Genomic DNA, 25,832 nt, shown 5'->3' with positions numbered 1-25,832 from the left:
TGCAGTGACAGACACCCAGTTCGATTACGTCGTCGCGGGAGGTGGCACGGCGGGGTGCGTCCTGGCCGCGCGGCTGAGCGAGGATCCTTCCGTCAGCGTCTGCCTGGTCGAGGCAGGTCCCACCGACGTCGGCGACAAAGCGATCCGGGAACTCGTCGAGTGGATGCATCTGCTCGACTCCGGCTATGACTGGGACTACCCCGTCGAACCGCAGGAACGTGGCAACAGCTTCATGCGGCATGCGCGTGCGAAAGTGCTCGGCGGTTGCTCGTCGCACAACTCCTGCATCGCTTTTCATCCGCCGGCGGAAACTCTCGACGATTGGGCCGCGGCCGGTGCGACGGGCTGGGGCGCGTCGGACATCCTGCCGTTCGTTGCGCGCGTAGAGAACAACGACACCGGCCGCGGTCACGACGGACCCGTTCGAATCCGCGACGTGCCGCCGCACGATCCATGCGGTGCAGCAGTGCTCGAATCGGCCGCCGGAGTAGGGCTTCCCACCGTTGCATTCAACCGCGGGACGCCGGTACTCAACGGTGCCGGCTGGTTTCAGATCAACGCGGGTGAGGACGGGTCGCGTATGTCGACGTCCCATGCCTACCTGCACCCGATCATCGGATCGCGGCCCAACCTCGAGGTGCGCACCGACTGCTGGATCAGCGAGATTCTGATCGACGAGTCGCTGACCGCTACGGGTGTGCGGTACCAACGCCCCGACCTGACCGGTTACGACACCGTGTCCGCGCGACGCGAAGTGATCGTCACCGCCGGTGCCATCGACACTCCGAAGTTGTTGATGCTCTCCGGAATCGGACCGGCGGCACAGCTGCAGGAGATGGGAATCACCGTTCGGGTCGATTCACCGGGAGTGGGAGAGAACCTCGACGACCACGTCGAGGGGCTGGTGTTCTGGGAGGCGAGCAAGCCCATGGTCACCACGTCCTCGCAGTGGTGGGAGATCGGCGTGTTCGCGCAGACCGACTCGTCGCTGAACTACCCGGACATCATGATGCACTACGGCAGCGTGCCGTTCGACATGAACACTCTCCGGTGGGGTTATCCGAGCACCGACAACGGGTTCTGTTTGACGCCCAACGTCACCCAGGGTCGTTCTAGGGGAACTGTTCGGTTGCGCAGCAGGGACTTTCGCGATCGCGCAAAGGTGGATCCGCGCTATTTTACCGATGCCGACGGCCATGACGACGCGGTGATGCTCGCCGGTCTGAAGCTGGCGCGCGCTATCGCCGCAGACGGTCCACTCGCGGGTTGGATCGAACGCGAACTCGCACCCGGGCCCGATGCCGTCACCGACGATGATCTGCTCGACTACGTGCACAAGACCCACAACACGGTCTATCACCCGGCAGGCACGGCGCGGATGGGATCGGTGGACGACACCATGGCCGTGCTCGATCCCGAGTTGCGCGTCAAGGGCGTTTCGAACCTGCGCGTGGTCGACGCGTCGGCGATGCCGAAGCTGCCGTATGTCAATCCCAACATCACGGTCATGACCATGGCGGAAAAGTGCGCCGACCTGATCCGTGGCGGATAGATCGGAGCTTGCCGACTTCCTCGGCGCGCACCCACCGTTCCAGGGCGCGTCACCTGCGGTACTGACCGACATCGCCGGAGCAGCCGTCGAACTCGACTATGCCAGTGGCGCATGGGTTGTGGGCCCGACGTCGAAGCTCGATGTGGCCGACACCGTGTGGGTGGTGCGTACCGGTCGAGTGGTGATCGTGCACCACGACGACACCTCGCCCGCCGCCGTACCGATCGACACCATCGGTCCGGGCGGGGTCTTCGGTTTCTCGGCGTTGCTTGTCGGCGGGACGGTCGAATTCTGTGCGCGCGCAACCGAGCCGAGCACCGTTCTTCGGTTGCCCGGAGAGCTGATTCGACCGCTGTTCGCAACGCCGACCGGGCTGGCGTTTCTGGCCGACGCCGTCACCTCGGCCAGCACGCATCGCGGTGGGGCGGCCGAGGGTAGTGCCGGCCGCGCCGTCGGCGAACTGCTCTCGGCCCCAACGGTGTTCGTCTCCGTCGGCACCTCCGTCCGAGACGCAGTTCGGCACATGACCGAACAGGGCAGCTCGTACGTCCTGGTTCCGCTGCGAGGTTCGCGCTACGGAATATTCACCGACCGTGACCTCAGGGTGCGGGTGGTCGCCGCGGGAATCGGCGTCGACACCCCGGTCGAGCACGTCATGACGTCGCCCACCGAGACGGTCACCGCGGACCGGTTGGCCGGCACCGTCCTGATGGACATGCTCGAGCTGGGACTGCGGCACATGCCCGTCGTGTCCAGCCGAGGCGAGGTTCTCGGCGTCGTCGAGGACTCCGATCTGCATGCCGCGTCCACGCGTCGCAGCTTCGTGGTTCGTCGCGCGGTGACCTCGGCAACGACATCGGCCGAACTCGCCGACGCAGGAAGGCTCGTTCCGGGATTGGTGGCGGACCTGTTCCGGGGTGGGACCGACGCCCTGGCCGTCAGCGCGATTCTGTCCGTCGTGGTCGACAGCCTCGTTCGCCGAGCCGTGGAGATCGAATGGGCGGCGCGGCCCGAAGTACCGCGACACAACTTCGCCTGGATCACCCTGGGCAGCGTCGCCCGACGGGAGGCGATGCCCTCCTCGGACGTCGACAGCGCTTTGACTTGGTCGGATACCACCGCCGACCCCTACGTGCGTGGACGATCGAACTCGGTGCCGAGAACTCGCGACGAAGTGCTGATGGGCCTGGCCGCTCGGGTACACGCGAGCCTCGACGGTGCCGGGTTGCCGTCCGACACCAACGGTGCGGTTGCGAGTTCGCCGAGATTCGCACGCTCGGCCGGACAGTGGGAAAGTGCCGCGGCCCACTGGCTCAGCAACCCCTTCGGCGATCGTGGCAAAGCAGGAACCTCTGGTCGTTCCGCAGGCTCCACTCCGGCTGGGGACTCCGGCCTCATCATGTCCTCGCTGATGATCGACGGCAGGGTGGTGTGGGGCCCGCGGGAGTTGAACACCGTTCCCGACGCCTATCGCCGACTGCTGGTGGACAACCCCGATGCTCTGCGACTGCAACTCAGAGATGCCCTCGCCGGACGGGCCAGGCTGCGTTCGCTGCGAGACGTGCTGGCGCGGCGCGGCGGTACGTTCGACCTCAAGGCCCATGCACTGACTCCCATCGTCAATCTCGCTCGGTGGGGTGGACTGTCGGTGGGAATGGCCTCGGCCTCGACACCGGCGCGTCTGGCGGCCGCGTCGGGCAACGGGATGCTCTCCGAACGGGACGTCACCACGTTGACCGAGGTGTTCGCGTTGCTTCAACGGCTGCGGCTGTCACACCAGATCGATCAGGTGACGGCAGGCCATCGGCCCGGTGATGTGCTGATCATGGCCGATCTCTCACCGCTCGAGCGCAGTCTGCTCACCGACGGCATCCGAGAGATCGCCGCGGTGCAACGCCGAGTCGGGTACCTCGCCGCCAATGTCGGCGTGCATCGCTGACCGGGAAGCACCAGACTGTGTGCCGTGACCACCAATCCCGTGAGCGTTCCCACCCCGTCCACCGTCGAACACAACCGTTTGGCGGAGTCACCAGGGGTCAGCGGGCCATGGCGTCAGTGGGGACCGTACCTGGCGGGACGGCAGTGGGGCACGGTGCGAGAGGACTACTCAGAGGACGGAAACGCGTGGGCGTCGTTTCCGTTCGATCAGGCGCACAAGCGTGCCTACCGCTGGGGTGAGGACGGAATCGGTGGAATCTGCGATCGATTCGGTTTCCTGAATTTCGCGTTCGCCCTGTGGAATCGCAAGGATCCGATTCTGAAGGAACGACTCTTCGGGTTGGCCAACGAGGAGGGGAATCACGGCGAGGACGTCAAGGAGTATTTCTGGGCGATCGACGGCACCCCGACGCACAGTTGGATGCAGTGGCTCTACCGCTACCCGCATGCGGAGTATCCGTACGCGCACCTGCGCGAGGAGAGTGCCCGACGCGGCCGAGACGACCGCGAATACGAACTGGCCGATACCGGGATCCTGGACGAGAACCGGTTCTTCGACGTTCAGGTCACGTATGCGAAAGCGTCGCCCGACGACATCTGCATCACGATCTCCATCACCAATCACGGACCCGAGGCGGCATCGGTCGATCTGCTGCCGCAACTGTGGCTGCGCAACACCTGGTCGTGGGGGCGCGACGATCGCGGCGGATCGCTCACCCAGCTGACCCGACCGGAACTGCTGGCCGGCGGCCTCGAGGGCGTTGCCGCCGATCACGGCTTTCTCGGTCGGTACTACCTCAGCGCCGAAGGTACGCCGGCGGTCCTGTTCTGCGACAACGAAACCAACGCCGAGGCCCTGTGGGGGCAGGAGAACATCTCCCCATATCCCAAGGACGGCATCGGCCGACATGTCGTCGACGGCGAACAGGGTGCGGTGAACCCCGAGCAGACCGGAACGAAGGCTGCATTCTGGTATAGATTCGACGACATCGCCTCGGGTGCAACCGAATCGGTGCGACTGCGCTTGTCGCCCCATCGGCCGGACGAGCAGACGTTCGGTGCGGGATTCGACGCGGTCACCGGTGACCGTCGTGCGGAGGCGGACGAGTTCTACGGCGCAGTGATCGGTGCGGACCTCACCGATGCCGATCGACACGTGGCGCGGCGGGCATATGCGGGGCTGTTGTGGACCAAGCAGCTCTACCGCTACGACGTCGAGCAGTGGATCGAGGGCGACAAGGTGGGAGCCCCGGCGCCGCACTCGCGTCAGGACCCCAAGGGCCGTAACGCCCATTGGCGTCACCTCGCACTGGCCGATGTGATTTCGATGCCCGACGAGTGGGAATATCCGTGGTTCGCCGCCTGGGACTTGGCCTTTCACGCTATTCCTCTCGCACATGTGGACCCGGACTTCGCTAAGGAGCAGTTGGTCCTGATGTGCAGGGAATGGGCCATGCATCCCAACGGCCAACTGCCGGCCTACGAGTGGGAGTTCGGCGACGTCAACCCCCCGGTCCACGCCTGGGCGGCCTGGCACGTCTATCGGATCGACGGGTACCGGGATCGCGAGTTCCTGGTCCGGGTGTTCACGAAGTTGCTGCTCAACTTCGCGTGGTGGGTCAATCGCAAGGATTCGGAGGGGTCGAACATCTTCGAGGGCGGGTTCCTCGGTATGGACAACATCGGATTGTTCAATCGCTCCGCTCCGCTGCCGCCCGGTTTCCGTCTGGAACAGTCCGACGCCACGAGTTGGATGGCGTTCTACTGCCAGCAGATGTTCAAGATCGCACTCGAGCTCGCGCGCCACGACAGCGCCTGGGACGACGTCGCGACCAAGTTCTTCTCGCACTTCCTCTCGATCGCGAAGGCGGTCAACTCGTTCGGTTCGCAGCACATTTCGCTGTGGCACGAGGAAGACGGATTCTTCTACGACGTTCTCGTGCAACCCGAGGGCGACGCGGTACCGATGCGAGTGCGATCCATGGTCGGTCTGCTTCCCATTCTCGGGGCCACGGAAATTCCGCCCTGGGTCGAGGCGGAGTGCCCGGACCTCGCGGCGCGGCTGCGGTGGGTTCAGCACCGTCGGCCGGAAATGGTCTCACCGCTGCTGGCGCGTCGGGAAGGCAACGAGGTGCGCCTTCTGCTCACCCTCGTGCAGCCCGAACGTCTCAAGCGGATCCTCTCTCGCATGTTCGACTCGGAAGAGTTCCTGTCGGACTTCGGTATTCGTTCCTTGTCGGCTTCGTACCGCGAGCCGGTCACGTTCGACGTCGACGGTCGAAGCCTGTCCATCGAGTACGAGCCGGGGGAGTCACGGACCGGAATGTTCGGGGGCAACTCCAATTGGCGAGGGCCGGTGTGGTTCCCGGTGAACGTGCTGCTGGCGGACAAGCTGCGCGCCTACGGGCGCTACTACGGCGACTCGTTCACCATCGAAATCCCCACCGGATCGGGCAACCACCGCACCCTCACCGACGCTGCCGACTTGATCGACAACGGTCTCGCCGGACTGTTCCGTCCGGTCGACGGTAAGCGGCCTGCCGACGGTCAGCGGATCGAATCGAGTTCGGATCCACTGTGGAGTGAGCACCCCACGTTCAACGAGTACTTCGACGGAGACACCGGCGAGGGACTCGGAGCAACACACCAAACCGGCTGGACGGCGTTGGTTGCGCACCTGCTCAGGCCCCGTCTGCCGCTGTGAGGGCCTGCGGCCCATGTGAGTGGAACTTCGTAGTGGGCTACGAAGTGTTTTCGGGTCGTTCCGCGGGCTCCACTCCAAATCCACGCACATGCGGCGCAGCCGCATAGTCTGGCGGGATGAAGATTCGCGGCGCTGTACTCGAAGAAATCGGCCGATCTCGTCCCTTCGCGGACTCGCATCCCATCACCGTCTCCGATCTCGAACTGGGCTCACCGGGTGACGGGGAACTGCTCGTCCGGATCGAAGCCGCCGGACTGTGCCACTCGGATCTGTCGGTGGTCGACGGTAATCGCGTTCGTCCGGTACCGATGCTGCTCGGCCACGAGGCCGCGGGCCGCGTCGAGGAAGTCGGCGCGGGCGTCGACGACATAGCAGTCGGAACCCGTGTGGTCATGACGTTCCTGCCGCGCTGCGGTGACTGCGCGGGGTGCGCCACGGACGGCCAGATGCCCTGCGTCGTGGGAAGCGCGTCGAACAATGCGGGCACGTTGCTCGGCGGAGACATCAAATTGCATCGAGACGGTGCCGAGATCAAGCATCACCTCGGAGTCTCCGGCTTCGCCACACACGCAGTGGTCAGTAGAAAGTCGGTGGTACCGGTCGACGACGACATCCCAGCCGACATCGCAGCGGTCCTCGGTTGTGCAGTGCTCACCGGCGGCGGCGCTGTCCTCAACGCCGGAACTCCGAAGCCAGGGCAGTCGGTGATGGTGGTCGGCCTCGGCGGAGTGGGCATGGCGGCCGTACTGACCGCGGTATCGATCGGTGCCGGTGAGGTCATCGGTGTCGACGGCGTCCCCGACAAGCTCGTCGCCGCAACCGATCTGGGTGCAACACAGGTCTATTCACCTGCGGATCTCGCAGAGAAGGGGATCAAGGCGGACATCGTCATCGAGGCAGCGGGAAACGCCCGTGCATTCGAAACTGCTGTCGCGGCAACGGCTCCCGGTGGAAAGACGATCACCGTCGGCCTACCTGCTCCCGACGCCCGTTCGTCGATCTCACCTCTCGGTCTGGTAGCCGAGGCGCGCACGATCATCGGTAGTTACCTCGGCTCGGCCGTCCCGGCGCGCGACATTCCGACGTACGCCCAGATGTGGCGCGAGGGTCGACTGCCCGTCGAGAAGCTGATCTCCTCGCGCATCACGTTGGACGAGATCAACCGCGGCATGGACGAATTGGCCGACGGCAACGCCATCCGTCAGGTCATCGTTTTCGACTGACCGTCAGCGGTGGGCCGCGGTGGCCACCCACCGCCCGCGACGGCGAGAGATGTCGATCGGATGGTCGAAGCACGTGCTGATGTTGTCCGTCGTCAGCACCGTGTCGACAGGCCCCTGAGCGTGCACGCGCCCGTCGCGGATCAGCAATGCGTGGGTGGTCGAGGTGGGGATTTCCTCGAGATGGTGGGTGACCAGGATGCTGGCGAGCCCGGGATGTTCGGCACGCAGCGAGTCCAGCGCCGTCAGGAGTTGTTCGCGGGCAGCGAGATCGAGGCCGGTGGCGGGTTCGTCGAGTAGCAGCAGCGCCGGATCGGGCAGCAGTGCGCGAGCGATCAGTGCCCGGCCCCGCTCGCCCTGGGAGAGGGTGTGCCACGACGCGTCCACGCGGTGGGCAACTCCCAGCGACTCGACGAGCCGGTTGGCGCGAGCGACCTGGTCCTCGGTGGCCGACCACCTCGGGATCAGATCGGGCGTGTTGGTCAGTCCCGTCAGGACGACCTGGAGCAGAGTCAGCGGGGCCTCGATCTTCAGACGAGGGTCGACGTGTCCGATGTGCGTGCGTAATTCGCGCATGTCCACGCGGCCCAGGCGGTGGCCCAGTACGTGCACCGCGCCCCGCGTGGGATGGACGACGGCTCCCAGCAAGCTGAGCAGGGTGCTCTTGCCGGCACCGTTGGCACCGAGCAACACCCAGTGCTCGCCTTCGTCGACCCGCACGGTCGCATCGCTGAGGAGATAGCGGCCGCCACGGACGAGATCGACGCGGTCGGCGAACAGAACGCTGGACTTCACCGACCGACCGTAGCTGCCGGTGTCGGGGGCCTGGAAGTAGGCTCGGTCTTCGGTAGGACGACAAGACGACGACGAAACGAGTGTGGGAACGACGTGAGTGCAACGGCACCTGTTCGAGTAGGGGTACTGGGGTCACGCGGCAAGGTCGGTCAGGCGATCTGCGCCGCAGTCGACGCAGCCGGCGATCTGGAGCTCGTGGCAACTGTCGACCAGGGCGATCCGCTGGCGAACTTCGTCGACAGCGGTGCGCAGGTGGTCGTGGATTTCACCCATCCCGATGTGGTCATGGACAACCTGCAGTTCTTGGTCGAGCACGGCATCCATGCCGTCGTCGGCACGACGGGTTTCGACGAGCAGCGGCTCGAGCAGGTTCGTGAGTGGTTGGCCGGATCCCCACAGACGGGTGTGTTGATTGCACCGAACTTCGCCATCGGAGCGGTGCTGTCGATGCGCTTCGCTCAGCAGGCAGCCCGATTCTTCGATTCCGTCGAGGTGATCGAGCTGCACCACCCGAACAAGGCCGATGCGCCCTCGGGGACCGCGTACCGTACCGCCGCGCTGATCGCCGAAGCGCGGGCGGCAGCGGGCACCCCGAAGAGTCCCGATGCGACGACGACGGAGCTCGACGGTGCTCGCGGAGCCGACGTCAACGGGGTGCGCGTGCACTCCATCCGACTGGCGGGACTCGTTGCGCATCAAGAGGTTCTGCTGGGGACACAGGGGGAGACGCTGAGCATCCGACACGACTCGCTGGACCGGACGTCCTTTGCGCCCGGCGTACTGCTCGGAGTCCGAGAGATCGCTGCCCGTCCGGGGCTGACCGTCGGCCTCGACCCGCTTCTGGATCTGTGAGCTGATCGACAGTGAACAAAGCGACCAAAGTCGTCGCCATCATTGCAGTGATGGTGTTGATCCTCGGCTTCTACTTCTTCCTGCTCGGACAGCGCGGAGTGACGTTGATCCAGAACGGCGGGGTGGCCAGTATTGCCCTGGGGATCGGGGTGATTCTGCTGCCGATCGTCGGGTTGTGGATCGTGTGGGCGACGCTCAAAGCAGGATTGGACCATCAGCGGCTGGCGTCGCGCATCCGAGAGGAAGGCCTCGAACTCGACGTCGACGATCTGCCGAGGAGGCCGTCGGGGCGCATCGAACGAGACGCGGCCGACGAACTCTTCCAACAGGTCAAGGCCGAATGGGAAAAAGACCCCGACAACTGGCGCAATTCGTATCGGCTGGCGCGGGCCTACGATTACGCGGGTGATCGCGGGCGAGCTCGCGAGACGATGAAACGTGCTGTGGCACTGGAACGTGCCGAGAGCTGACGGACATGGCGCGCACTCTGCTGATCGTTCACCACACTCCGAGCCCGCCGATGCGGGAACTGCTCGAATCGGTCCTCGCCGGAGCCCGTGATCCCGAGATCAGCGGTGTGGACGTGCGCAGTGTGCCTGCGCTCGGCGCGACAGTCCCGGATGTGCTTGCCGCCGATGGCTTTCTCTTCGGTACCCCGGCGAACTTCGGTTACATGAGTGGTGCCCTGAAACACTTCTTCGACACCGTCTACTACCCGAGTCTCGATGCGGTATCCGGAAAGCCCTACGGTGCGTGGGTGTACGGAAACAGTGACACCGCTGGTGCCGGGCGGGCAATCGAAAGTATTGCAGCGGGTTGGGGATTGGACAAGGTTGCCGAGACCGCTCACCTGGTGGACAGCGGCAAGGAGTCGCGGGAGCGCTGCTACGAGCTCGGCGGGACGATCGCAGCCGGTCTGTCCGACTGACTGCGGCCCGAGTCGGCGTGTACGTCTCGGCACGCTGCGGCCGCGCGAGTACCGACTCAGTCCGACTCGACAGGGGAGTGGGATCGCAGCACGTCGTCGGCTGGGATCGACAACGGAATTTCCAGAAGTCGTTCCGGCCAACTCGGGTACGCGGGTCTGATCCAGACACGGTTGTCGTCGAGCTGAGTCATCAACACCCGGCGCCACTGCCAATCGTCCTGCGGTGTCAGCAGATCGGTCTCGGGCTGCAACGGCAGTGGGGCTTTCGTCCAGTGCGGCAACGACAGGGACGCCAGTCCGCGTTCCTCCAGGGCGGCAATCGCGTCCTCCAGCGACACACCCAGCGCAACAGTGATACCCACCGGATTGACGGCATCGACCAGGTATCCCTCGTCGTGTTCGTCGTACGGGGACGATTCACCCGCGCTGTGTGCGACGGTCCATCCGATCACCTCGCCGTCCGAGGCTCGTTTCACCGGCAATCTGCTACGCCACCGCTCGACATCCACTCACGCGAGGATACGCGGCTCGATGTAGTGAGTTCGGTGAAGAAACTATGTCCGATTGTGAGCAGGCAGGGTCGTGCTCGTGTTTGACTGCAGGGGATAGTCGACATTTGTACCGCTCTCCATACCAAGGGATTTCGATGACCCTCCCCATTCTCGACCGCTCCAGAATCGTTGCTACGCCCGAGTGGAGTCGCTGGCTGATACCCCCGGCAGCCCTGTCGATACACCTGGCGATCGGATCTGCGTACGCCTGGAGCGTATTCAAGAACGCCATCTCACAGCCCGACGCCCTGGGGCTCAGCGGAACGGTCACCGCCATACCGTTTCAGCTCGCCATCGTCATGCTCGGCCTGTCGGCCGCGATCTTCGGCACCAGAGTGGAGAAGAACGGCCCGCGTTGGGCGATGGCCGTTTCACTTGTCTTCTTCGTATCGGGACTGCTGATTTCCGCACTCGGCATGGCACTCGGCCAGTTCTGGCTGGTGATCTTCGGATACGGCTTCATCGGCGGTATCGGCCTCGGAATCGGATACATCTCGCCCGTGTCGACGCTGATGAAGTGGTTCCCGGACCGGCCGGGAATGGCGACCGGTATCGCGATCATGGGCTTCGGCGGCGGCGCCCTGATCGCGTCACCTCTCACCAGCCAACTGATGGTGAACTTCGGCGGCTTCACCGATGGTTCGATCGCCAAGACGTTCCTCACCCTCGGCGTCGGGTACGCGGTGTTCATGGCGCTGGGAGTCGTGCTGATCAGAGTCCCGGCCGAGGGGTGGACACCGAAAGGCTGGACGCCTCCCGCGGCGTCGGCGATGATCTCGACGCACAACGTCTCCGCGGCCAACGCCGTCAAGACTCCGCAGTTCTGGCTCCTGTGGGTGGTGTTGTGCTTCAACGTCACTGCCGGCATCGGCATCCTCGAACGCGGCTCCGGGATCTACCAAGACTTCTTTCCGGACGCCACCTCCCCGGAATCGTTGGCCGCGGCGGCCGCTGGTTTCGTGGCGTTCCTGTCTCTGACCAACATGATCGGTCGCTTCGTCTGGTCCTCGGTCTCGGACGTGGTGGGTCGCAAGAACATCTATCGTCTGTACCTCGGTGTCGGCGCGCTCCTGTACTTGTACATCGCACTGTTCACCAACACGAACAAGATCCTCTTCATGGTGTCGGCGCTGTTGATCCTGTCGTTCTACGGCGCGGGATTCGCAACCGTTCCGGCCTATCTCAAGGACCTCTTCGGTACGTACCAGGTGGGCGCAATCCACGGACGTCTGCTCACCGCATGGTCGGTGGCAGGTGTTCTGGGACCACTGATCGTCAACGCCATCGCCGACGCCGGCGAGGCGGGAACCACCGGCCGGTACCTCCCGGCCTTCTACGTGATGATCGGATTGTTGGTCGTCGGGTTCCTGGCCAACGAAGCCATCAAACCGGTGGCGTCGAAATTCCATGAATCCGATTCGGCCGACGCCGCCGATTCGACGACCTCGACAGGAGCCAAGGCATGACCACCGCGCGAATGCAGGGAACGATGGTGATCGCATGGCTCTGGGTGTCCGTGCCGTTCGCCTACGGACTGTACGAGCTGATCCTCAAGGCCAAGAATCTCTTCAGCACCTGAACCACCGTGTCGGTGGATCGTGACAGGGTGGCCCGATGCGAGACATGAGCGCTGCCATGGCGCGCCGCACCGCCTTGGCCGCCCAAGGACTGGCGTCGACCCGATCGCGCACGCGGCCGGCGAGCAAGAGCGCGGTGCACGGAGCCATCGACACCACCGGGTTGTTGCAGATCGATTCGGTGTCGGTGGTGGTGCGCGCGCACTACGCGCCGGTGTTCAGTCGCGTCGGTGCCTACGACAGAAAAATCCTCGACGACGCCGCCTGGACCGACACCACCCGACGCCCGAGGCGGTTGGTCGAATACTGGGCGCACGAGGCAGCGTTGCTCCCGGTGGAGGACTGGCCGCTGATGCGGTGGCGCATGGAGTTGTACCGACACGGTCGATGGGGTGGAGCCGCCCGCATTCTCGATCGTGAACCCACACTGGTGGACGATGTTCTCGCCGTGATCGCAGAGCACGGCGCGGCCAGTGCGGGTGAGATCGAGAAGCATCTCGACGTCGAGAAGCCCGGGCGCAAGGGTCCCTGGTGGGATCGAAGCGACGTCAAGGTCGTGTGCGAGCAACTCTTCGCTGCCGGAGTGGTCAGCGTGCCGGCACGGTCCGGGTTCGTTCGGCAGTACGAGCTCAGCGAACGGGTGCTTCCCGACGCTGTTCTCCGCAGGCAGGTCGACGAAGCGGATGCGGTGCGGGCCCTGATCGAAAAGTCCTCTCGTGCACTGGGAATCGGCACCGAGCCGGATCTGCGGGACTACTATCGGCTCTCCCAGAAGCAGTCCAAGGCCGCAATCGCCGACCTCGTGGAAGACGGTGTCCTGGAGCAGGTGTCCGTCCGAGGGTGGAACGCGCCGGCCTATGTGCACCGCGACGCCAGAACACCGAGGACTGCCACCGTCGCAACCCTGTTGTGCCCGTTCGATCCGATGATCTTCTATCGGCCGCGTGTGGAGAGAATCTTCGATTTCCACTATCGCATCGAGATATACACCCCGCAGCACAAGCGAATTCACGGGTACTACGTATTTCCCTTCCTGCTGGACGGCCATCTCGTGGCACGCGTCGATCTCAAGGCCGTACGGGCGAACTCGGAACTACACGTCATAGCGGCGTACGTCGAAGGCGACCGCGATCCACGCGACATCGCACCCCGGTTGCGCGACGTCCTGCACGAGATGGCGGAGTGGCTCGAACTCGAACGTGTGGTGGTGGGTACCCGAGGTGATCTCGTCGCTGCGCTGCGATGACATGATCCGGCGTGCGCTCGGTACGGATCGGTGCCAGTATTTTCGAGCATGACCACTTTTCCGACAGGCATCGACACCGAACTCCCACCCCAGGTCGTCGTCCTGTTCGGGGCGACGGGAGATCTCGCCAAACGGAAATTGCTCTCCGGGATGATGCACTTGGCGCTGTCCGAGCTGGCACCGAACATCCGCGTGGTGGGTACCTCGCTCGAGGAGATGTCCACCGACGAATTTCGCGCCCTCGCTCGCGAATCGATCAATGCGTACTCCAGCCGCAAAGTCGGCGACGAACAGTGGCGGCAGTTCGCGTCGCGGCTGACGTACGTCTCGCAGAAAGCCGGGCCGGCGGCGCTGGGTGCCGCGGTAGCCGAGGCCGAGATCGAACTCGGAGGGCAACGCCAGGCGGTTGCACTACCTGTCGGTTCCGCCGAGAGCTGCACTGGCCGTAGTGGATACGCTCGCCTCCGCAGACCTGGTCAAGCGATCGCGCATCATCATGGAGAAGCCGTTCGGAACCGATCTGCAGAGCGCAATCGACCTGAACGCTCGCCTGCACGAGACCTTCGACGAAGAACAGATCTATCGAATCGATCACTTCCTCGGCAAGGAACCGGCGCAGAACATCCTGGCGTTCCGTTTCGCCAACGGGCTGTTCGAGCCGATCTGGAACCGCAACTTCATCGATCACGTTCAGATCGACATCCCGGAGGAGCTCGCCCTCGACGGTCGGGCCGGGTTCTACGAGTCCACCGGTGCGTACAAGGACATGGTCGTCACTCACCTGTTCCAGGTGCTCGCGTTCATGGCGATGGAACCGCCGACGGCACTCGAACCGCGTGCGATCGGTGAAGAGAAGAACAAGGTGTTTCGATCGATGGTCCCGCTGGACCCGAAAAATGTTGTGCGCGGACAATATACGGGCTACCGCTCGGAGGAAGGTGTCGCCCCCGATTCCGACACCGACACGTTCGTCGCACTGAAATGCGAAATAGACAACTGGCGCTGGGCAGGTGTGCCGTTCTACCTCCGTAGCGGGAAACGTCTCGCCGAAGGCCAACGCATCATTTCGATAGCGTTCCGAGAGCCACCGAGGAGCATGTTCCCTGCCGGTTCGGGCGTCGGAGCGCAAGGTCCCGACCACCTCACCTTCGACCTGGCGGACGCATCGAAGGTGTCGCTGTCGTTCTACGGCAAGCGGCCCGGGCCCGGGATGCGGCTGGACAAACTGAGCATGCAGTTCGCCACTCACGAAACCGAACGCGCCGGCGACGTGCTCGAGGCCTACGAGCGGTTGATTCTCGACGCCATGTACGGCGACCACACGCTGTTCACGACGGCGGAGGGTATCGAACGACTGTGGCAGGTATCGGAGCCGTTGCTGGCCGATCCACCGCCGGTGCGCCTGTACTCACCGGGGTCGTGGGGCCCCAACGCAATTCATCAACTCATCGCGCCGCATGCCTGGCGGCTGCCGTTCGAGCGACAGTGGAGAGAGAAGAAGTAGAGGCGCGTGAAGAAACAGGGGAGAGAGCCCTCAGTTGTTCCAACCGCGGTCCTTGCGCATCTGATCTCGTAGCGCGCCCTGAACTGCTTGGGAGAGCCACGAGTTCAGGGACACCCCGCTGTTGTTCGCTGCGTCCTCGGCTCGTTCCTTGATCTGCTCGACGAGTCGGAGCGTGACGCGTCGTACCTCGCCCGAGACGTCGTCCATGGTCGGATACTCCTCGGCAACAGGCTCTTTGGGCTCGCCGTCGTGGTCCGATGTCGAATCGTTCCGTCGAACGTCTGCGTGTGCCTGTCCACCGTCCAGGCGGACGACCACGGTTCGATCGCCCAGTTCGTTCGACACCTCGGCCGCGAAGTCCGACAGGGCGGTCAGCAGCATCAACCGCGCCGACGCTTCCGCGGTCTTGCCGAGGGCCTCGGCTGTCTGCCGGGTGTGTTCATCGCCCAACGCCGCCGCGGCCATCAAATCGGTGCGCAGCGTGTCGGTGTACTGGCTCAGTTCCATGACGCCAGTGTGACGTCACAGAAGGCGTCAGTCAAGGCGTCGGGTGATGTCAGCTCGACGTCACGAAGGCATCAGCGGTGGCGTCGTGCGCGGCAGGGTGCGGTCGTCGCCGTTTAGGGTTGGGCGGTGTCGTCAGAAATCAGAGGTCGAGCTGCGCCTCGAACAGTCGCGCTGAACGTGCAGTTGGTGGCCCGAACCGAGTTCGTCCCACCCGCCGACATCCCGTGGGAGACCGACGCGGACGGTGGGCAGGCGTTGGTGGAATTCGCAGGCAGAGCGTGTTACCAGAGTTGGTCGAAACCGAACCCTCGCACTGCGACCAATGCGTCGTATCTGCGTCATCTGCTCGACGTCGGACACCTGTCGGTGCTCGAGCACGCGAGCGTGAGCTTCTACATCACCGGTATCTCTCGGTCGTGCACACACGAGTTGATTCGGCATCGACATTTCTCGTACTCGCAGCTGTCGCAGCGCTTCGTGCCCGAACACGATGCCAACGTGGTGCTTCCGCCGGCCGTGGAGGGCGATCCCGAGCTCGAGGCCCTGTTCGCATCGGCGACAGAGGCGAGTCGGGCCGCGTACAGCGAGTTGCTCGCTGCCCTCGACGGCAAACTGGAGTCGGTCACCAATGCTGCCTTGCGGGGCAAGCAGGCGCGGCAGGCCGCGAGATCGGTTCTGCCGAACGCGACCGAGACCCGCGTGGTGGTGAGTGGGAACTATCGCGCTTGGCGGCATTTCGTGTCGATGCGGGCCTCGGAGCACGCGGACGTCGAAATCCGCCGCGTCGCCGTCGAATGTCTGCGTAAGCTCGTGGACGTGGCACCCGACGTGTTCGGCGACTTCGAGATCACGACCCAGCCGGACGGAACGGAAGTCGCACGCAGCCCCTTCGTCACCGAGGTCTAGGAATCGCGTTCGAGGCTCGAACGGACCGGCGCGGACCACCGGTGTCAGCGGGGAGTCCCGCTGCGTAGGAGTGGGTAAAGCACCGGGTAATCTGCTGCCATGACCTACGGTGACGCCGCTCCTTCCGTTGCGCCTGTGTTCGGTACGGTGCTCACCGCAATGGTGACCCCGTTCACGGCCGACGGGAAGTTGGATATCGACGCAGGCGTTCGGCTCGCGCATCATCTCGTCGAACAGGGAAACGACGGGCTGGTGCTGGCCGGGACGACGGGTGAGTCGCCCACCACCACCGAGAACGAGAAGCTCGAGCTGTTGCGCGCCGTGATCGCGGCTGTCGGACATCGGGCTCGGATCATCGCCGGGGCCGGGAGCAACGACACCGCACACAGTGTCGAACTGGCCCGTGATGCCGCTCGCGCCGGTGCGCACGGCCTGCTCGTGGTCACCCCGTACTACTCCAGGCCACCGCAGGCGGGCCTCTACGCCCACTTCACTGCGGTCGCCAACGCCACCGATCTGCCAGTGATGCTCTACGACATTCCGCCTCGATCGGTCGTCCCCATCGAGACCGAAACGTTGCGTCGGCTCGCCGAGCACCCCCGCATCCTTGCCGTCAAGGATGCGAAGGGCGATCTCAACGCCGGTGCCGAGCTGATCGCGTCGACCGGTCTGCAGTTCTACTCCGGCGACGACCCGCTGAACCTGCCCTGGCTCTCGGTCGGTGCCACCGGGTTCGTCAGCGTCATCGGGCACCTCGTTCCGGCCCGTCTGCGCGAACTCCACACCGCATTCATGATGGGCGACATCGCCCGCGCCCAAGCGATCAACGTCAGCCTCATCCCGGTCATCCGTTCGGTGGCACGCCTCGGCGGCGTCAGCGCATCGAAGGCAGGCCTGCGCCTCATCGGACTCGATGTCGGCGAACCACGACTTCCCCAGGTGCCACCGAGCATCGATCACATCGAATTGCTCGCAGCCGAGCTGCGGGCGGCAGGAGTTCTTGTATGACACGACCTAACAGATCGCGCGGACGCGCAACCCGAAACGCCGGACCGCCGTCCGAGCGTCCCGCTCCCAAGCAGGGCCAACCTTCGGGTGCCCGCCAGGGCAAGCCGATGGTGCAGAATTCCGCTCGGACGCAGCGTCCCGACAAGCGTCGTGAGTTCGACCCGACCGAGCGTCTCGGCACACCGCCGAAGGCTCCGTTCAAGGGCCTACGAGTGGTCGCGCTCGGCGGAATCGGCGAAATCGGTCGCAACATGACTGTCTTCGAGCATCAGGGCAAGATGCTGATCATCGACTGTGGCGTCCTGTTCCCCGAGGACCAGCAGCCGGGCGTCGACCTGATCCTGCCCGACTTCAGGCACATCGAGAACCGCATGGCCGATGTCGAGGCGGTGGTGCTGACGCACGGTCACGAGGACCACATCGGCGCAGTCCCGTTCTTGCTTCGACTGCGTCCCGACCTGCCCGTCGTCGGATCGAAGTTCACCCTCGCGCTGGTCGCGGCCAAGTGCCGTGAGCACCGGCTGCGGCCGAATCTCGTCGAGGTGATCGAGGGTCAACACACACAGCACGGGCCGTTCGACTGTGAGTACTTCGCGGTGAATCACTCGATCCCCGATGCTCTGGCCATCGCCATCAGGACCGATGCCGGTCTGGTGCTGCACACCGGAGACATCAAGCTCGATCAGCTGCCGCTCGACGGTCGTCTGACAGACCTGGCCGGTTTCTCACGGCTCGGTGACGAGGGCGTTGACCTCTTCCTGGTCGACTCCACCAATGCCGAGGTGCCCGGATTCGTCACGCCGGAACGGGAGATCGGCGGAGTGCTCGACACCGTCATCGGCAAGGCGAAGCAGCGCGTCATCGTCGCGTCGTTCGCCAGTCACGTGCACCGCATCCAGCAGGTCATCGACGTGGCCGAGCGATACAACCGTCGAGTGGCGTTCGTCGGTCGTTCCATGGTGCGCAACATGCAGATCGCCCAGGATCTCGGTTATCTACGGGTGCCCGACGGCCTCGAGGTGAATGTCGATACCGCCGCGACGCTCCCGGACGACCGGTTGGTGCTCATCTCCACCGGTTCGCAGGGCGAGCCGTTGTCGGCGCTGTCCAGGATGGCTCGCGGCGAGCACCGTCAGATCAACGTCAAGGCCAACGATCTCGTGGTGCTGGCGTCGTCGCTGATCCCGGGCAACGAGAACTCCGTGTTCGCGGTGGTCAACGGCCTCGCCAAGCGTGGCGCGACCGTCGTGACGCAGCAGAACGCGAAGGTGCACGTCTCGGGTCACGCATCGGCAGGCGAATTGCTGTACCTCTACAACGCAGTGCGGCCGACCAACGCCATGCCGGTACACGGCGAGTGGCGTCACCTCCGGGCCAATGCGGCTCTGGCGAAGGCGACCGGCGTATCCGAGGACCGGATCGTCCTCGCCGAGGACGGCGTCGTTGTCGACATGGTCGACGGGCTCGCCGAGATCGTGGGGCAGGTCCCAGTCGGTCACGTCTACGTCGACGGCTTGTCGGTCGGCGATGTCGGAGATTCGACGCTGTCGGATCGTCTGGTGCTCGGCGAGGGCGGCTTCATCGCGATCAGCGTTGCCGTCGATTCGGCCACCGGCCGTGCAGTGACCGCACCCGAGGTGTCCGGTCGCGGATTCTCCGACGACCCGGCGGCCCTGAAGGAGGCCGGCCAGCTGGTGGAGGCCGAGCTGCAGCGGCTGGCCTCGGACGGAGTGTCCGATACCCACCGGATCGCTCAGGCCGTCCGCCGCGTCGTGGGCCGGTGGGTAGCGGACAAGTATCGGCGTAAGCCGATGATCGTTCCGACGATCATCGCGGTCAAGCCGCAACCGCATTCCTAGAGTTCAGACGAGCAGTCGCCACAGGCCGATGAGGCCGAGGACGACGATGGCACCGCGCAGGGCCGCCGGCGACAGCCGGCGGCCGTAGCGTGCTCCCACAGCTCCGCCGATGAGGGAGCCGACCGCGATCAGACCGGCGGCCTGCCAGCTGATGTCGTCGAATCGAAAAATCGTGAAAGCAACTGCTGCAACGACATTCACCACCAGCGAGAGCAAGTTCTTGGCAGCGTTCATGCGCTGCATGGATTCGGGGAGCAGTGCGCCCATCACTCCGATGAGCAGGATTCCTTGTGCTGCAGTGAAATAGCCCCCGTAGATGCCGACCAGCAGAGTGCCGACGGTGACCAGCGCCATGCGGCCGCGGCCGATGTGGCCGGCCGCCTTGCCGGCCGCCTCAGACCGACGTTTGGCCCAGGCCTGGATCTTCGGTTGTGCGACAACGAGAATCAATGCACCGATGAGCAACACCGGAACGACAGAGGCGAATACTTTTTCGGGCAGATGCAACAGCAGCCACGCGCCACCGAGTGCGCCGAAGAAAGAGGCGGGAAGCTGCCAACGCAGTCGGTGCCATTGCCCGCGAAGTTCCCGGCGATACCCCCAGGTACCCGATACGCTTCCCGCCACCAGTCCGATGGCGTTGGACATCGTGGCGACCACCGGGGGATAGCCGAACGCGACCAGAGTGGGGAACGTGATCAACGTGCCCGAACCGACGACGGCGTTGATTGCACCGGCCCCGAGGCCGGCGAGCAGGATGACGAGAATTTCCGATACCGGCACTGTTGGGAGGTTACCCAGACGAAGGAGTCGGTCTCCCGGCAGGATGCCGCTCCTTCGGTGTAGCCGTAGCCTGAAGTACGTGAGCCTTGCCCAGGATGAACGTTCCCAGCTTGTCAGAACCCTTCTCGACGTCGGTCCCGATGCGCCGACACTGTGCGGTAAGTGGACTGCTGCCGATCTGGCCGCGCACCTCGTCGTTCGCGAACGGCGGCTCGATGCGTCGCCGGGTATCTTTCTCGGTCCGTTGTCCGGATACACGGAGCGGGTCCAGCGTTCCGTTGCGAATCGACCGTTCGCGTCGGTGGTCGAGGACGTTCGGACCGGGCCGCCGATGTGGTCGCCGTTCGCCCTGCTGGATCCGCTGATCAACCTCGGTGAGATGTTCGTGCATCACGAGGATCTGCGCCGCGCGGAAGGGAACTGGACCCGACGGGTTCTGCCCAGCGCGGTCGAGTCCCGACTGTGGCCCCAGGTGCGGTTGATCGGACGAGCAGGGCACCGCTCGGCACCGGTTCCGGTGCATGTCCGCACCCCGGACGGCCGACAGGCCACCTTCAAGGGTGGCTCGGGCCCGGGTGTGACGGTGGTGGGGGAACCCTCCGAACTCCTTCTCTATGCGTTCGGTCGGGACCAGGTAGAGGTCGTGTACGAAGGCTCGGCGGACGATGTCGCCGCCGTGAAGGCGCTCGACCTGAGTTTCTGACGCACATCCGTCGTTGTTACTGGTGTTGCGGATGGTTTCGACGGGGCTGTTGCGACTAGCCTGGGGTCATGGCAGGAAAGACCAGCACCTCCACCGCCAGGGCCGGATCCAGCGGATCCGGCTCCTCGCGCGCGTCCGGTACCTCTCGTAAGTCCGGTACCGGCCGCACGGCTCGAACCGTCACGACACCGAAGAAGCCCACCGCACCGCGCAACCCGGCGACCACGCGGGTAAGCGCATCGTCTCGCGGTAAGGCACCCGCGAGAGGTGCTGCGTCGCGGCGGCCCCCCATGAAGAAGAAGTCCCGCGGTGCGCTCGACGCGATCGGTCGCGGAATCGCGTCTACGTGGTCGATGGCGGCACGAGGTGTCGGTGCCACCACACGCACCGTCAGCAAGGCCGCGGACATCGAGCACGGTCACCGACGTGACGGAATCGCCCTTGGGCTCATCGCCGTCAGCGTCGTCGTCGCCGCAAGCGTGTGGTTCAGTGCCGGCGGCCCGGTCGGTGAGTGGATCGAGGTAGGGATCCGTGCCGTCATCGGCGACGCCGGCTATGTCGCACCCGTGCTGGGGGTCGCGATCGCCGTCGTGCTGATGCGTTCGGAGCCTCGCCCCGAGGTCAGACCACGCCTGGTTCTGGGCTCGATACTGCTGGGCTTGCCCGTTCTCGGGCTGTGGCACATGGCGGCGGGGTCACCGACCGACGCCACCGGTCGGTCCGAGGGAGCGGGCTTCGTCGGCTACGTTGCGGGCGGACCCATCGCCGACGGCCTGACGGTGTGGCTCGCCGTACCGTTGCTGCTGCTCGCCGGCCTGTTCGGCGTGCTGCTGCTCACCGGCACCACGGTACGAGACGTACCGGACCGGATGCGGGCACTGTTCGGTACCGATAGTCGAGGCGACGAATACGACGAGTACGACCCGGCCGATTTCGGTTCGGAATTCGGCGACGAGGGCTACGGCGACTACGACTCGAACTTCGACGCCGACGGATACCCGGTGCACGGCACCACCGACCCGTACGACAACTACCCGACCGAGGAGTACATCCCGGTCGTCAAGCCATCACGCGCTCGCAAGACCCCTGCACCGGCACCGGAGGCCCCCACCGAGGTCATGACGCCTGCCGCGGCCGCACCGGTCCCGGTGCCCGAGCCTGCCGCGCCCCCGCGGCCGAAGCCCAAGCCGATCGTCAAGGCCGCCGAACCCAAGCCGGCTGCCGACGACGACAAGATCGTCGTCGATCGCGTCGTCGACGGCGACTACACGCTGCCGTCGTTGTCGCTGCTCATCGACGGCGATCCGCCCAAGACGCGCAGCCAGGCGAACGACGCGATGATCGAGGCCATCTCCGAGGTACTCGAGCAGTTCAAGATCGACGCTGCGGTCACCGGATTCACCCGCGGACCGACGGTCACCCGCTACGAGGTGGAGCTCGGACCGGGCGTCAAGGTCGAGAAGATCACTGCGCTGGCTCGCAACATCGCCTACGCGGTCGCGACCGACAACGTGCGATTGCTCGCCCCGATCCCCGGCAAGTCCGCCGTCGGTATCGAGGTGCCGAACTCGGATCGCGAGATGGTCCGCCTGGCCGATGTGCTGACCGCCCCGTCGACCCGCAAGGATCACCACCCTCTGGTGATCGGCCTCGGCAAGGACATCGAAGGCGATTTCGTCAGTGCCAACCTGGCGAAGATGCCGCACCTGCTGGTGGCGGGATCCACCGGTTCGGGTAAATCGAGCTTCGTGAACTCGATGCTCGTGTCGCTGCTGGCACGGGCGACACCCGACGAGGTCCGGATGATTCTGATCGACCCGAAGATGGTCGAGTTGACGCCGTACGAGGGCATCCCGCACCTCATCACGCCGATCATCACGCAGCCGAAGAAGGCTGCCGCGGCCCTGGCCTGGCTGGTCGAGGAGATGGAGCAGCGCTACCAGGACATGCAGATCAACAAGGTCCGGCACATCGACGACTTCAACAAGAAGGTGCGGTCCGGCGAGATCACCGCACCGTTGGGCAGCGAACGCGTCTACCGGCCGTACCCCTACATCCTGGCCATCGTCGACGAGCTTGCCGACCTGATGATGACCGCTCCTCGCGACGTCGAGGAAGCGATCGTGCGCATCACCCAGAAGGCGCGCGCCGCAGGTATCCACCTGGTGCTCGCCACGCAGCGTCCGTCCGTCGACGTCGTCACCGGTCTGATCAAGACGAACGTGCCCTCACGTCTGGCATTCGCCACGTCGTCGTTGACCGACTCGCGAGTCATCCTCGATCAGCCCGGAGCCGAAAAATTGATCGGCATGGGCGACGCGCTGTTCCTGCCGATGGGTGCGGGCAAGCCGACGCGTCTGCAGGGTGCGTTCATCACGGACGAGGAAATCTCGGCCGTCGTCGACTTCGCCAAGAATCAGGCCGAGCCCGAGTACAACGACACCGTCACCGCCGCGAAGGTCTCGGACAAGAAGGACGTCGACCCCGACATCGGTGACGACCTCGACGTGCTGCTGCAAGCCGTCGAACTCGTCGTCACCAGCCAGTTCGGTTCCACGTCGATGCTGCAGCGCAAGCTACGGGTCGGATTCGCCAAGGCAGGACGACTGATGGACCTCATGGAGAACCGCGGCGTCGTGGGTCCGAGCGAGGGCTCGAAAGCCCGCGAAGTACTCGTCAAGCCCGACGAACTCGACGGATTGCTGTGGTCCATCAAGGGCGGGGACCCGGACGAGCAGCCGGCGTCCGAGGAGTTCTGACGGGCCCTACACCTGCGTGAATGGACCATTGCAGCCGTCTGGGCGGTGCAATGGTCCATTCACGCAGAACGGGTGGGCGAGCAGACTCAGGCCGTGAACGCGCCCATCACCGGTGTCCATTCGTGGAAGTCTGCCGACTCGATGAGGTTCTCGACCGCGAAAGGATCCTGGGCGAACAGTGATTCCACGGATGCGGCGTCCGGGCCGTCCACGAGCAGCAGAGCGCCGCTGTCGTCGGCGAACGGGCCACTGGAGACGAGCGTCTTCTTCTCCAACAAGTCGGCCAGCCACGCCCGGTGTGCGGCGCGATGGGTGTCGCGGCCCTCGGTGGTCGTGGGGGAGTACGTGTAGGTGACGGCGATCAGGGGCATGGAGCTCACTTCCGGATTCGAGGGGTGTCCGGAGAATTCTGTCAGAGCGAGAGCAGCATGCGCGTGTTGCCCAATGTGTTCGGCTTGACGTAGCTCAGGTCGAGAAACTCTGCGACGCCGGTGTCGTAGGACCGGCACATCTCCGCGTACACCTCGGCAGTGACGGGCGTTCCCTCGATTTCGGAGAAGCCGTGCCGGGCGAAGAAATCCACTTCGAAGGTCAGCACGAACACCTTCTGCAGCGCGAGCTCGCGTGCCACCTCGATGAGTTTGGCGACGATCAGGTGGCCGGCTCCGTGCCCCTTGGCTGCGGGGTCGACTGCCACCGTGCGTACCTCACCCAGGTCCGCCCAGAGCACGTGCAGAGCTCCGCATCCGATGACTTCGCCTGCGCGCTCGGCAATCCAGAACTCCTGCACTGCCTCGTACAGCGTCACCAGGTTCTTCTCGAGCAGGATTCGGCCCGCGTAGATGTCGATCAGCCGCTTGATCTCGGGAATGTCGGAGGTTCGGGCTCGACGCACGACCAGGGTGGCGTCGCCGATGGACGTGCCGTCCACGGTGTCGGAATACTCGTCGGATTCGGGATCGGCAGTGTCGCGACTCGCCCGATTCGGCCCAGAAGTCATGTGGTGAACAGTAGTCACCGATGCAACCGATAAACTTTCCGTGTGTCGTTCAGCGAGCAGTGTCCCCGTCTCGACGGGTCGGTGCTGCCCGAACGCCGACACACCATCGAATGTCCGGTCCGCGGCCGAGAAGCGGCTTCGTGACCGGCCCGACAGCGCCGGGCCACGGTGTTCCATCCGGCGGTGCCTCGCGCAGTGCGGGGCTGCCGCACGGCAACGCTGCTCCGGGCGGATCGGACGCCGTCCCGCTGCTCAACATCGCCAACGTGCTGACCGTGCTGCGCATCGCTCTGGTTCCGGTCTTTCTTGCGGCACTGTTCGTCGGAGACGGTCACGACACCTCGTGGCGGTTGGCGGCGACGGCGATCTTCGCCGCAGCGGCCATCACCGACCGGATCGACGGCCAACTCGCCCGCAAGTACGGACTCGTCACCGATTTCGGGAAGATGGCCGACCCCATCGCCGACAAGGCGCTGATCGGCGCTGCCCTTGTCGGGCTGTCGATGTTGGGCGATCTGTCCTGGTGGGTGACGGCGATCATCGGGGTACGCGAAATAGGCATCACCGCGGTCCGTTTCGCCGTCATTCGTCACGGAGTCATTCCGGCCGGTCGTGGCGGCAAGGTCAAGACACTGGTCCAGACATTCGCGATCGGCGTGTATCTGTGTCCGCTGCCCAGCGCAGTCGATCCAGTGGCGCTGGCGCTGATGGCTCTGGCGGTTCTGCTGACCGTGTACACCGGCCTGGACTACGTGGTTCAGGCGATTCGGTTGCGCCGGGGTGTGTCCTCGGTGTGAGTGCATTCGACGGGCGTCCACGAGGCGATGCGGGAAGTTGCAGTTCCGACAGCCGTGTCGGAGCCCCTTCGGCGCGTGTCGGAGGCGACGGGCATATAGGGTCGGGAACCAATCGGGCCGGCTGGGACGTTGACCCTACGACGGCTCCGAACGAACGATACGAACGTGGTCGTCTCGACGGCACAGTCGTCGGCAACAGCACCAACGAGGAGGAGCGAGATGGCGCTGCTATTGCGTGAAGCACTCGGCGACAGTTTGCGGCGTACTCGCGTCGCACAGAGCCGCACCCTGCGTGAAGTCTCCAACACCGCGCGCGTGAGCCTCGGCTACCTCTCCGAGGTGGAACGTGGCCGGAAGGAAGCGTCGAGCGAACTTCTCGCTGCGATCTGCGATGCCCTGGCCGTGCCTCTTTCCGATGTGATGAGCGACGTGAGCGTCACGCTGTCGGATGCATCCACTGCCGCTGTGCGTTCCGACGAATCGGCTGTGGCCACCCGCATCGACGGTGATACGCGGGTCGTGATCCCGGCACCTGCTGCCAGAGCTCTTGCCGCCGCCTAAGATCGAACGAGTAGCCGATGTCGGCTGCCGGCCCCACCGAGTCACCCGTACTTCACTGCACTGACAGGTTCATTTCGGTCAC

General features: G+C 64.8%; 23 protein-coding genes and 1 pseudogene. 18 read left to right on the top strand and 6 right to left on the bottom strand.

Annotation, left to right across the window (positions count from 1 at the left end):
- Positions 1-4: 4 nt before the first annotated feature.
- The 4 genes from RFA01S_RS13595 (at position 5) to RFA01S_RS13580 (ending at position 7,417) form a co-directional block, all read left to right on the top strand.
- Positions 5-1,552 (top strand): GMC family oxidoreductase, encoded by a 1,548-nt coding sequence (locus RFA01S_RS13595; protein ID WP_032407078.1) that lies wholly within the window; start codon positions 5-7, stop codon positions 1,550-1,552.
- Complete coding sequence (locus RFA01S_RS13590) at positions 1,542-3,491, top strand: putative nucleotidyltransferase substrate binding domain-containing protein (RefSeq protein ID WP_032407079.1); 1,950 nt, start codon at positions 1,542-1,544, stop codon at positions 3,489-3,491. The genes RFA01S_RS13595 and RFA01S_RS13590 overlap by 11 nt, the downstream gene beginning before the upstream one ends.
- A 24-nt stretch (positions 3,492-3,515) precedes the next feature.
- Positions 3,516-6,194, top strand: coding sequence for an MGH1-like glycoside hydrolase domain-containing protein (locus tag RFA01S_RS13585; protein WP_238325087.1), 2,679 nt, complete (start codon positions 3,516-3,518; stop codon positions 6,192-6,194).
- 116 nt (positions 6,195-6,310) lie between these two features.
- Positions 6,311-7,417 carry an alcohol dehydrogenase catalytic domain-containing protein gene (locus RFA01S_RS13580; protein ID WP_032407080.1) on the top strand — a complete coding sequence of 369 codons (1,107 nt, stop codon included), beginning with the start codon at positions 6,311-6,313 and terminating at the stop codon, positions 7,415-7,417.
- A gap of 3 nt (positions 7,418-7,420) precedes the next feature.
- Here the strand turns inward: RFA01S_RS13580 and RFA01S_RS13575 are convergent, their stop codons facing one another.
- Complete coding sequence (locus tag RFA01S_RS13575; protein WP_032387271.1) at positions 7,421-8,209, bottom strand: ABC transporter ATP-binding protein; 789 nt, start codon at positions 8,207-8,209, stop codon at positions 7,421-7,423.
- A 93-nt stretch (positions 8,210-8,302) separates the two neighbouring features.
- On the opposite strand from RFA01S_RS13575, the gene dapB reads away from it, so the two are divergent.
- The 3 genes from dapB to RFA01S_RS13560 are packed head-to-tail and all read left to right on the top strand — an operon-like array spanning position 8,303 to position 9,989.
- Entirely contained in the window at positions 8,303-9,061 is a 759-nt protein-coding gene (gene dapB, locus RFA01S_RS13570; protein ID WP_032387272.1) for a 4-hydroxy-tetrahydrodipicolinate reductase, read from the top strand.
- Positions 9,062-9,111: 50 nt separating this feature from the next.
- A complete protein-coding gene (locus RFA01S_RS13565) occupies positions 9,112-9,531 on the top strand; it encodes a hypothetical protein (RefSeq protein WP_072692106.1) in 420 nt (139 codons plus the stop codon).
- Between the two features lie 5 nt (positions 9,532-9,536).
- On the top strand, positions 9,537-9,989 hold the full coding sequence (locus RFA01S_RS13560) for a flavodoxin family protein (protein WP_032366463.1): 453 nt from the start codon (positions 9,537-9,539) through the stop codon (positions 9,987-9,989).
- Positions 9,990-10,045: 56 nt separating this feature from the next.
- Here the strand turns inward: RFA01S_RS13560 and RFA01S_RS13555 are convergent, their stop codons facing one another.
- Positions 10,046-10,465, bottom strand: coding sequence for a hypothetical protein (locus RFA01S_RS13555; RefSeq protein WP_174557254.1), 420 nt, complete (start codon positions 10,463-10,465; stop codon positions 10,046-10,048).
- Between the two features lie 170 nt (positions 10,466-10,635).
- On the opposite strand from RFA01S_RS13555, the gene RFA01S_RS13550 reads away from it, so the two are divergent.
- The 4 genes and pseudogenes from RFA01S_RS13550 (at position 10,636) to zwf (ending at position 14,867) form a co-directional block, all read left to right on the top strand.
- Complete coding sequence (locus RFA01S_RS13550) at positions 10,636-12,006, top strand: OFA family MFS transporter (RefSeq protein WP_027496813.1); 1,371 nt, start codon at positions 10,636-10,638, stop codon at positions 12,004-12,006.
- Positions 12,003-12,119, top strand: coding sequence for an MFS transporter small subunit (locus RFA01S_RS28630; protein ID WP_420030340.1), 117 nt, complete (start codon positions 12,003-12,005; stop codon positions 12,117-12,119). Before RFA01S_RS13550 ends, RFA01S_RS28630 begins: the two co-directional genes overlap by 4 nt.
- Before the next feature lie 35 nt (positions 12,120-12,154).
- Positions 12,155-13,363 carry a winged helix-turn-helix domain-containing protein gene (locus tag RFA01S_RS13545; protein WP_032383355.1) on the top strand — a complete coding sequence of 403 codons (1,209 nt, stop codon included), beginning with the start codon at positions 12,155-12,157 and terminating at the stop codon, positions 13,361-13,363.
- A 48-nt stretch (positions 13,364-13,411) separates the two neighbouring features.
- Positions 13,412-14,867, top strand: a pseudogene (gene zwf / locus RFA01S_RS13540) (glucose-6-phosphate dehydrogenase).
- Between the two features lie 30 nt (positions 14,868-14,897).
- Here zwf and RFA01S_RS13535 read toward each other — a convergent pair.
- On the bottom strand, positions 14,898-15,374 hold the full coding sequence (locus tag RFA01S_RS13535) for a hypothetical protein (protein WP_032387275.1): 477 nt from the start codon (positions 15,372-15,374) through the stop codon (positions 14,898-14,900).
- Between the two features lie 126 nt (positions 15,375-15,500).
- Here RFA01S_RS13535 and thyX point away from each other — a divergent pair, with 126 nt between their 5' ends.
- The 3 genes from thyX (at position 15,501) to RFA01S_RS13520 (ending at position 19,147) form a co-directional block, all read left to right on the top strand.
- Positions 15,501-16,280 carry an FAD-dependent thymidylate synthase gene (thyX, locus tag RFA01S_RS13530; protein WP_228139203.1) on the top strand — a complete coding sequence of 260 codons (780 nt, stop codon included), beginning with the start codon at positions 15,501-15,503 and terminating at the stop codon, positions 16,278-16,280.
- Between the two features lie 99 nt (positions 16,281-16,379).
- Entirely contained in the window at positions 16,380-17,288 is a 909-nt protein-coding gene (gene dapA, locus RFA01S_RS13525; RefSeq protein WP_027496818.1) for a 4-hydroxy-tetrahydrodipicolinate synthase, read from the top strand.
- A gap of 107 nt (positions 17,289-17,395) precedes the next feature.
- Complete coding sequence (locus tag RFA01S_RS13520) at positions 17,396-19,147, top strand: ribonuclease J (protein ID WP_032391499.1); 1,752 nt, start codon at positions 17,396-17,398, stop codon at positions 19,145-19,147.
- Positions 19,148-19,150: 3 nt separating this feature from the next.
- Here RFA01S_RS13520 and RFA01S_RS13515 read toward each other — a convergent pair whose 3' ends face one another.
- Complete coding sequence (locus RFA01S_RS13515; protein WP_032366467.1) at positions 19,151-19,930, bottom strand: sulfite exporter TauE/SafE family protein; 780 nt, start codon at positions 19,928-19,930, stop codon at positions 19,151-19,153.
- A gap of 79 nt (positions 19,931-20,009) precedes the next feature.
- On the opposite strand from RFA01S_RS13515, the gene RFA01S_RS13510 reads away from it, so the two are divergent.
- Positions 20,010-20,633 carry a TIGR03085 family metal-binding protein gene (locus RFA01S_RS13510; protein ID WP_032391498.1) on the top strand — a complete coding sequence of 208 codons (624 nt, stop codon included), beginning with the start codon at positions 20,010-20,012 and terminating at the stop codon, positions 20,631-20,633.
- A gap of 68 nt (positions 20,634-20,701) precedes the next feature.
- Entirely contained in the window at positions 20,702-23,392 is a 2,691-nt protein-coding gene (locus RFA01S_RS13505) for a DNA translocase FtsK (protein ID WP_174557253.1), read from the top strand.
- Between the two features lie 86 nt (positions 23,393-23,478).
- Here the strand turns inward: RFA01S_RS13505 and RFA01S_RS13500 are convergent, their stop codons facing one another.
- Together RFA01S_RS13500 and RFA01S_RS13495 are read right to left on the bottom strand one after the other, a co-directional pair.
- Complete coding sequence (locus RFA01S_RS13500; protein ID WP_027496823.1) at positions 23,479-23,763, bottom strand: YciI family protein; 285 nt, start codon at positions 23,761-23,763, stop codon at positions 23,479-23,481.
- A 41-nt stretch (positions 23,764-23,804) separates the two neighbouring features.
- Entirely contained in the window at positions 23,805-24,392 is a 588-nt protein-coding gene (locus RFA01S_RS13495) for an amino-acid N-acetyltransferase (protein ID WP_228139205.1), read from the bottom strand.
- 110 nt (positions 24,393-24,502) lie between these two features.
- Here RFA01S_RS13495 and pgsA point away from each other — a divergent pair, with 110 nt between their 5' ends.
- Positions 24,503-25,189 carry a CDP-diacylglycerol--glycerol-3-phosphate 3-phosphatidyltransferase gene (pgsA, locus tag RFA01S_RS13490; RefSeq protein WP_370878690.1) on the top strand — a complete coding sequence of 229 codons (687 nt, stop codon included), beginning with the start codon at positions 24,503-24,505 and terminating at the stop codon, positions 25,187-25,189.
- A 219-nt stretch (positions 25,190-25,408) separates the two neighbouring features.
- On the top strand, positions 25,409-25,750 hold the full coding sequence (locus tag RFA01S_RS13485) for a helix-turn-helix domain-containing protein (protein WP_032407083.1): 342 nt from the start codon (positions 25,409-25,411) through the stop codon (positions 25,748-25,750).
- Positions 25,751-25,832 lie beyond the last annotated feature (82 nt).

It is taken from the genome of Rhodococcoides fascians NBRC 12155 = LMG 3623 (genome assembly GCF_001894785.1).
GTDB lineage: Bacteria > Actinomycetota > Actinomycetes > Mycobacteriales > Mycobacteriaceae > Rhodococcoides > Rhodococcoides fascians.
The sequence above is the reverse complement of the archived record's forward strand: the minus strand, read 5'-3'. Positions and strand labels throughout refer to the sequence as shown.

Bases quoted from the DNA above. Each gene is read 5' to 3' on its own strand.
- RFA01S_RS13550 (WP_027496813.1), top strand. From the start codon at position 10,636: ATGACCCTCCCCATTCTCGACCGCTCCAGAATCGTTGCTACGCCCGAG.
- RFA01S_RS13495 (WP_228139205.1), bottom strand. From the start codon at position 24,392: ATGACTTCTGGGCCGAATCGGGCGAGTCGCGACACTGCCGATCCCGAA.
- RFA01S_RS13565 (WP_072692106.1), top strand. From the start codon at position 9,112: ATGGTGTTGATCCTCGGCTTCTACTTCTTCCTGCTCGGACAGCGCGGA.
- dapA (WP_027496818.1), top strand. From the start codon at position 16,380: ATGACCTACGGTGACGCCGCTCCTTCCGTTGCGCCTGTGTTCGGTACG.
- RFA01S_RS13505 (WP_174557253.1), top strand. From the start codon at position 20,702: ATGGCAGGAAAGACCAGCACCTCCACCGCCAGGGCCGGATCCAGCGGA.
- RFA01S_RS13500 (WP_027496823.1), bottom strand. From the start codon at position 23,763: ATGCCCCTGATCGCCGTCACCTACACGTACTCCCCCACGACCACCGAG.
- RFA01S_RS13520 (WP_032391499.1), top strand. From the start codon at position 17,396: ATGGTGCAGAATTCCGCTCGGACGCAGCGTCCCGACAAGCGTCGTGAG.
- RFA01S_RS28630 (WP_420030340.1), top strand. From the start codon at position 12,003: ATGACCACCGCGCGAATGCAGGGAACGATGGTGATCGCATGGCTCTGG.
- RFA01S_RS13485 (WP_032407083.1), top strand. From the start codon at position 25,409: ATGGCGCTGCTATTGCGTGAAGCACTCGGCGACAGTTTGCGGCGTACT.
- RFA01S_RS13560 (WP_032366463.1), top strand. From the start codon at position 9,537: ATGGCGCGCACTCTGCTGATCGTTCACCACACTCCGAGCCCGCCGATG.
- pgsA (WP_370878690.1), top strand. From the start codon at position 24,503: ATGTCCGGTCCGCGGCCGAGAAGCGGCTTCGTGACCGGCCCGACAGCG.
- RFA01S_RS13545 (WP_032383355.1), top strand. From the start codon at position 12,155: ATGCGAGACATGAGCGCTGCCATGGCGCGCCGCACCGCCTTGGCCGCC.
- RFA01S_RS13580 (WP_032407080.1), top strand. From the start codon at position 6,311: ATGAAGATTCGCGGCGCTGTACTCGAAGAAATCGGCCGATCTCGTCCC.
- RFA01S_RS13535 (WP_032387275.1), bottom strand. From the start codon at position 15,374: ATGGAACTGAGCCAGTACACCGACACGCTGCGCACCGATTTGATGGCC.